This window comes from uncultured Fretibacterium sp. (assembly GCF_963544685.1).
Classification (GTDB): domain Bacteria; phylum Synergistota; class Synergistia; order Synergistales; family Aminobacteriaceae; genus CAJPSE01.
The window spans coordinates 1-7,359 of sequence record NZ_CAUUGJ010000116.1; the positions used below are offsets into that span (position 1 = coordinate 1).

The 7,359-nt window shown below is 58.4% G+C and carries 4 protein-coding genes; 2 read left to right on the forward strand and 2 right to left on the reverse strand.

The window, feature by feature from the left end:
* Window positions 1-152: 152 nt before the first annotated feature.
* Together ABLA28_RS09660 and ABLA28_RS09665 are read left to right on the forward strand one after the other, a co-directional pair.
* Window positions 153-1,565, forward strand: coding sequence for a cobyrinate a,c-diamide synthase (locus tag ABLA28_RS09660; RefSeq protein WP_347713487.1), 1,413 nt, complete (start codon window positions 153-155; stop codon window positions 1,563-1,565).
* Window positions 1,566-1,896: 331 nt separating this feature from the next.
* A complete protein-coding gene (locus ABLA28_RS09665; protein ID WP_347713488.1) occupies window positions 1,897-3,357 on the forward strand; it encodes a sodium:solute symporter family protein in 1,461 nt (486 codons plus the stop codon).
* Between the two features lie 151 nt (window positions 3,358-3,508).
* On the opposite strand, the gene ABLA28_RS09670 is transcribed toward ABLA28_RS09665, so the two are convergent.
* On the reverse strand, window positions 3,509-4,915 hold the full coding sequence (locus ABLA28_RS09670) for a hypothetical protein (protein WP_347713489.1): 1,407 nt from the start codon (window positions 4,913-4,915) through the stop codon (window positions 3,509-3,511).
* 1,041 nt (window positions 4,916-5,956) lie between these two features.
* Entirely contained in the window at window positions 5,957-7,090 is a 1,134-nt protein-coding gene (locus ABLA28_RS09675; RefSeq protein WP_347713490.1) for a hypothetical protein, read from the reverse strand.
* Between the last annotated feature and the right edge of the window lie 269 nt (window positions 7,091-7,359).

Here is a 7,359-nt window from a genome sequence, read left to right on the forward strand (position 1 = left end):
GGAGATAACTCGCGGGCTCGACGACGACGACCAGGTCTTTTACCACTCCTTCATCACGTGGGAGGAAATCCTGAGGAAGAACGGGGACACCGAGAAGGCCGACTCCTGAGGGCGATGAAGAGACTGGGATGAAGGAATAAGGACGCTGGGACATGGATGACGGCCTGAGGCGCGTTCCCCGGCTCCTCATCGCGGCAACCCGGAGCGGTTCGGGCAAGACGACGATCGTCGGCGGGCTCCTGGCCGCCCTGCGCGGGCGCGGACTTCGCGTCTGCGGGTACAAGATCGGCCCCGACTACATCGACCCCGGCCATCATCGGCTGGCGGGGAACTGCCCCGTCTGCAATCTGGACACTTGGCTGACCGACGAACGGGCCATGACGGCCCTTTTCGTCCGGACCTCCCGCGGGGCCGACATCGCCGTGACGGAGGGGGTCATGGGGCTCTACGACGGGGGGCGCGGGGGCATCGGCAGCAGCGCGCAGATCGCGAAGATCCTGAGGCTTCCCGTCGTTCTGGTGATCGACGTGCGCTCCATGGGAGAGAGCGCGGCGGCGGCGGCCCTGGGGTTTCGGGAGTACGACCGGGAGGTCGACCTTCGGGGCGTGATCCTGAACCGCCTGGGCTCCGAATCCCACCTGGAGACGATCCGCGAGGGGCTCCGGAGGGTGAGGATCCCCCTCCTCGGGGCTTTGAGGCGCGACGACGCGCTGACCCTGCCCGAGCGGCACCTTGGCCTGGTCCCCGCCGGAGAGTCCCCGGATCTGGAGCGCATCGGGCGCATCCGCGACGCGGTGGAGCGCGGGGTGAACCTCGACCTGCTCCTGGCCGCGGCCCGCTCCGCACCGCCGATCGAGGCGGAGCTCCCCGCCGCACCGCCCCCCTTCGCCAAGGGCGTGCGCCTTGCCGTGGCGCGCGACGAGGCGTTCTCCTTCTACTACCCCGAGAGCCTCTCCGCGCTGGAGGACCGGGGCGCGGAGCTGACGTTCTTCAGCCCGATGCGGGACAAGGCCCTGCCCGACGCGCACGGCGTCATCCTGGGCGGCGGGTTCCCCGAGGTCTTCGCGCGCGAGCTCTCGGCCAACGGGCCCATGCGCGCCGCCATGGCGAGGGCCGCGGAGCTGGGGATGCCGTTCTTTGCGGAATGCGGCGGGTTCATGTACCTGACCCGTTCCATCACGGACCTTCGGGGGGAGACGTTCGAGATGGCGGGGCTCGTGCCCGCCCGATGCCGGATGAACGACCGGCTTCAGACCGTGGGCTACGTGGAGGCCCGGGCCCTGCGGGACACGGTGCTCTGTCCCGAGGGGGCGGTGCTGCGCGGACACGAGTTCCACTTCTCCGTCGTCGAACCCGACGACGGGCCATTTCCCTTCGCGCTCGACATCACGAGGGTCCGAACCGGCGCATCCAGGCCCGGAGGCTACGCCAAAGGGAACGTGCTGGGCTCCTACCTGCACCTGAACTTCATGGGCAGCCCGGCGGCCGCGGACCACTTTCTGCGGCGCTGCCTGGAGTTCAGAAACTCCAGGGGGCTGCGGGAGGGTCTGGGGCCCACGGCATAAACCCCGCAGACGAAAAATCCAGAAAATTTATCCCCGCCCTATTGACTTTAAGACGCCGAACCCTTATGATGACGCCCATCCCGGAAGCGCCGGACGCTCTTCGAAAATGGAGGTGAACCGCATGGATCGCGGATGGACACGCCGTACGGCCATTGGCCTCGATCGCTTTTACTTTAGCTTTAGCTCGACATGCGGGGATCCCTTTCGAATGAGGATCGGCGTATCGCTTGCCCGTTGAGCTGAGGCCGCCGGAATCATACGGAAAAAGGGGCTCCCGCACCGAACGTGCGGGGGTCTTTTTTATTTCGGGAAACGAGAGGAGAACGGAAGGATGAACGTCAACGTATCGCTGTGTATTTTGATTGGGTATGCCCTGCTGCTGTCGGCCATCACCTGGAAGGCGTCGAAGATCCAGGCCGCAGGAGAGGGAAAGATGCTGAACTACCTCATGGCGGGGCAGCAGCTCCCCACGGGCCTGGTTGCGGTGATGCTGGCCGGGCTGGCGATCGGCGGGGCCTCGACAGTCGGCGTCGCGGAGCATGCCTACACGGCGGGGTTCTCCGCCGGATGGTACAACGGCGCATGGGCCGCAGGCGGCCTCTTCGTCGGGCTCTTCCTGGCCGCGCGGTTCCGCCGCATGAGTCAGCACACGGTTCCGGAGATGATGGGAGCGGCCTTCGGCCCCAAGGCCCGGCTCGTCGGCGTCGTGGCCCAGCTTCTGATCATGATGACGATCACCGCGCTTCAATACGTCGCGGGCGGCGCCATCCTTGCGTCCATGCTTCCGGGACTCTTCACCCTCAAGACCGGCATGATCGCCTCGGCCGCCGTCTTCATCGCCATCACCCTGACCGGAGGCTACTGGGCCAGCGGACTCACCAACGTCGTCAACGTCGTCATCATCTACGTCGGAATCTTTACGGCGCTCTGGGGCGGAGTGCGCGGTTTCGGCGGGGTCGAGAACATCCTGAAGGCCCTGCCCGAGGGAAAGGCCTGGTTCGACCCCGTGGAGGGCATCGGCTCCGCCATTCTGGCCGCCTGGATGGCCGTCATGATCACGATGGCCTGTTCCACACAGGCCGCCGTCCAGATCGCCCTGTCGGCCCGGGACGAGCGCTCCGCGCGCAATGGGTTCCTTCTCGGGGCCCTGCTGATCTTTCCCGCCGGTTTCCTGTGCTCCCTGTTCGGGATCATGGCCGCGTCGCAGTTCCCCGGCCTTCCGAACCCCACCCTGGCCCTGCCCACCATCGCGGCTCACATCAGCCCCCTGATCGGAGGGCTCTTCCTGGCCGGGCTGTGGGCCGCGGACGTCTCCACCGCGGTAGGGCTTCTCATGGGCAGCTCCACGCTCCTGGTGCAGGACGTGCTGAACCATCTGCCCCTCCGTTCCGAACGCGCGGACTCGGGCCTTCTCATGTCCCGATTTGCCGTCCTGTTCGTCAGCGCCTGCTCCTTCGTCCTCTCCCTGACGGTGGTCGGCATCCTCAAGACGCTCACCTCGGGGCTGGCCATCACGACCTCCTTCACCCTGCTGATCCTGGCCAACCTCTACGCACCGCGCCTCTGCAAGCGCTCCGCCGGGGTCCTCACCATCCTGGCCTCCCTCGTCGTCTGGGCGCTCTGGACCTGGGTCCCCGCAACGCGCATCGGCCCGCACCTGATCTTCCTGGAATGGCCCGTCTGCCTGGCGGTATTCGCCCTGTGCGCCGTCCTGGACCCCCGTCCGGCCGGTCGTCTGGTGCCGGACGACGGAGAAGTGGCCGTCCGGGTACGCACCGCGCTGGAGAGCTAGAGGGTTCGGGCAGGAATACGAGCGGGGCCGTACGCATGCGAACGTACGGCCCTTTCCGTCGTCATTCCCATTGCGACGGCCATTTTTTCTCCTTCAGATTTTTCCCCTTCAGCCGAGTCTGCCTCGTGGAAGCAATGCAGCTTGAGACCTGTCATGATAGTTGCCGGACATTCATGCCGTCGCCCTCCGAATGAATCGAAGAGCGCTTTATCAACCGTTTTGCAAAATCCCTCGTTTCATCGTAGCAATCATACAGGCACTCCTTAAGAATTTTCATCGGCACCCCCCCGCAGCGATGCATCGCTCTTACGATATAGTGCCTGCAAAACGCACACTCGCCTCGTCGATAGGTATGCAGAAGGATGGGTAACGCATCTGCGGAACGGTGACAGCAGTATATTTCCCCAATATCCTGTTGGACATGGTGCGGGATGACGCCCGATTTACCAATCAGTCCGGCAATGAGGGCGTCGTCTGTTTTCCTGTAGTTTCTTATGAGCAAAGCGAGCGCAAAAGAGCCCAGGCCCTTCCGTTCCAGCAGTTGGACGGCCAGATCATGAATCCTCTTATCTTTGAACGCTTCCAGGCAATCTATGGCAGATTCCGCCAGCAACGTATTTTCAGACCAGGCGTACTCCATAAGTGGGGAGATATCCAGCGGAAACGGCCTGCTCCAAGTCGTCTTCAAACCGAAGGGCTTCAAAAGCAGAGCCCTTACCGTCTCGTGCTCTTCATGCAAAGCCGCATGCGCCAGATCCCGCATTTCGGAATCGGATGCTTTTTTGGCAAACCTGTATATGGAGCCGGTCATTTTTAGGCGCGGACGCTCTTCGGCGGCCAGCCCTCTCGCAATTTGCAGCAGGTCGTCAATCGTTATTTTTCTGCGCTTGGCTTCCGCCTGAAATGGGTTCACCCCATCCGACCTGATTTTCAATGTATCCACAAGGGCCTTGATGGCAGCCGAACGTCCATAGTTCCTGTCGAGAAATGCGTCGACTCTCTTCTTCCCGAAGACGTTTTTGACCCTGACATCGAACCATCCGTCGTACATTGCCCGGTTTTCGGAGTCGCGCAGAAGGATTTTGCCGACATCCTCGGCATAGCGCTTGAATGCGGAAAAACCGTCCAGGTACAGGAGATGAAAAACGACCTCGTCCCATTGAAAGCCCTCGTGCACAGGCGGGGTCTCTCTGAGCCGCCCCTTTTTCGACGCGAAATAGTCGTATTTGGAATGCAATGCCTCTTTGGCGTCCTCGCTTCCGTCATCCGCAAATCGATAGAGGATCGCCGACAGCTGATAGAACAATCCGTCGGAGCAGCGCGAAAGAGACTTCTCTATAATTGCCCTCTCGTAATATTCCGGTTCCCCGGACGCCAAAAGAGCGTCGTACAGATAATGTCCCCTCGACCCTTCCGATTGCCAGTCGTAGGAGATATCACGTAAACAACAACGCAGCAGCACGTCCCGATACGCTGTTGTATTCCCGGCATTTTTCAACTCTACGATTGCGCTGCCCAAACCGCGGCGCAATGCTTGTGAAAAAGTTCTTTCGGTCATAGATACCGCCCCAGTGGATCTTCAAACACAGCATCCCATCCGTAATACCTCGATCGCGCTCGATCGCGACAGGACGAGGCGACAGCTTCCATCGATGTTGCCCTCCCCATACATCGTTTCGAGGGGTTGGTCCAGGCCACTTTCTTCCCCCGCGCTTATTATATATCTCGGATTTACGATCGAAACGCAACAGCATGGGGTGAGAAGAGTAAAAAAAGGCCCACAAGTGGCAGTTGTTCGCGGCCAATGAATTTTGCGGGCATAATACAGCGAAGGAGACCGACTCCCAGAGTCTGCCCCTTCCTCTGAAATTTCTAATGGGAAGGGTATGGGTTGTCACCGTCAGCCCTCGCAGGGGGCATCTTACAGCCGTGCTCAGGGATGCGGGTTCCGAAGGATCGCCGGCCCCCCTGAACCGAAGTCCCTCGACGATCGGCAGGGAGCTCCGGCGAAATCCCGTCAAAGGCGCCGACAGTGCCCACGAGGAGGACAAGCTCTAGCGTCTGCGCCGCAAACGCTGCCGGCCGGCCTTCACGCTGGAGGACAAAGCGCTGCCGTCCCGTCTCCGGACTCGGCCCGAGGAGGGGTGGCCGCCGGAACGGATCAAGGGCAGGGAATCCCTCGATGTATCCGTAAACACGATCTGCCGGGCCGTGAAGTCCGGGCGATTGTCCTTTGAAGCGAGAGGACACCTGCCTATCCTGCAGGGGCGGCGCAAAGGCAAACCCTACGGGAAGAAAACGCGGCCATATGGCCGGGGGCCCTATCAGGGACACCGTTTCCATCGAGCTTCGACCCAAGGACATTGAGCAGAGGCTTTACGTCGAAGACTGGAAGGTGGACGCCGTTCTGGGCAAGCCGGGGACTGGAGGTCCGGTTACCCTGGTTGACCACATGACCCGCTTGCTGTCGGCAGGAAAGACAGAGGACAAGACGGCGTTTGCTGTACATGCTGCTCTGATCCGTCTGCCAAGGAAGCCTTTTTCAATTTACCTGTTACGTTTGGATATCCAGCGCTCCAATACCCTCCTTAAATCGCTATCATTTCTGTGCCCCAATGAATTTATTCCACTTGTAAAAATAAACTTCAGACATAATGACATGCCATAAAAATACTACCCACGCCACAAGACTATAGCTCGCCGCCCAAGAAGAATGAAAAAAATATAGGAGCACTCCCACTCTGGTAAAAAGAGCATGAAAAATATTAAAACAATTGAGAATCCACCTTCCATAATAAAAATATAGATCCTTTACACTTTTAATTGTATAAGGTCTCGAAAAACCCGTATAATCCCCAGCCGCAACAGAGACAACCACAAACATGAAAGCGATGCCCCAGGGCTGTTCTATCGACACCCAATAACAAATCAAAGATACAACGGCAAAGTACATTAATGTAAAAGATAAATTCTGCTCGGACCATAAAGCAGAAGCCATACCGTACACGGAAAACTTTCCGCAAAAAAGCCCGAAAAAGTGTGTATACAGTTTATGAATGCTGAAAGTCATGGACTTTATGATGAAACAAAAAATGTTCTTGGACTTTGAGGGTATCAATGAACGCACATAAAGGAGAGTGTAAAAAAGCGACAAAAAAGCAAGCAACAGTATTGCAAGGATCCACCCTGTTCCGACGTTGGGAAACAAGCTGAAGAAAAAAAAGAGCCCTTTAAGAGCCAGGCAAAATAAAGACAATCGCATCATCGCTTTTACGACGGTAACTCTTCGAGTGACATCGGCAACAATATATCGCATTCCCAGAAGGCAAAGGTATCCTATTGATAGTAAAAGCAATGAAAATACAAAAACAAACACCGGGGGCCAGTCAAAATAGAACCACATATTGAAAAGAAGCCATCCCATGGAAAACAGTATTAAAATCCTTGTATGGTAAGCAGCCCTCCGCCTTCCTCTATTGGCGTTTCTCAATAATAATAGCGCGCACCCAATTATTAGAGCACTATAACCCAAGCAAGTATCAGCAAGGGAAACTCCCTTTTCTCGCAGGTTTTGCCATGAGAGATACAAAAAGTAGATTGATCCCAGAATAATGTTATGTGCAACATCCAACGAGCTATACTCTACAGTTTGCCCCTCTTCACCAGTCCCCTCCAACATATCCCCGTACTTCTCCCGAATGCTGCGCTCGTCCTCTTCCGCCGTACAGACCATTCGGAACCTCCCTCAATGAGCGTCTCAGCTTTGCCGGCGCCGGTAACCGACAACAAAACAACGCGAAACAACGGACCTCGATCTTCAAGGTCGGCCGCTTCGCGCTCGTCCGCAGGAATTCGTCGTTGACTCAGGTCTGCGCGCCGCCGCGTCGCTCCCGATTGCCCTTCCGAGTTCCAACCTATTCCATTTTCGGCTTGGATTTACAATCTAGCCGGCATTTTTCAACTCTACGATTGCGCTGCCCAAACCGCGGCGCAATGCTTGTG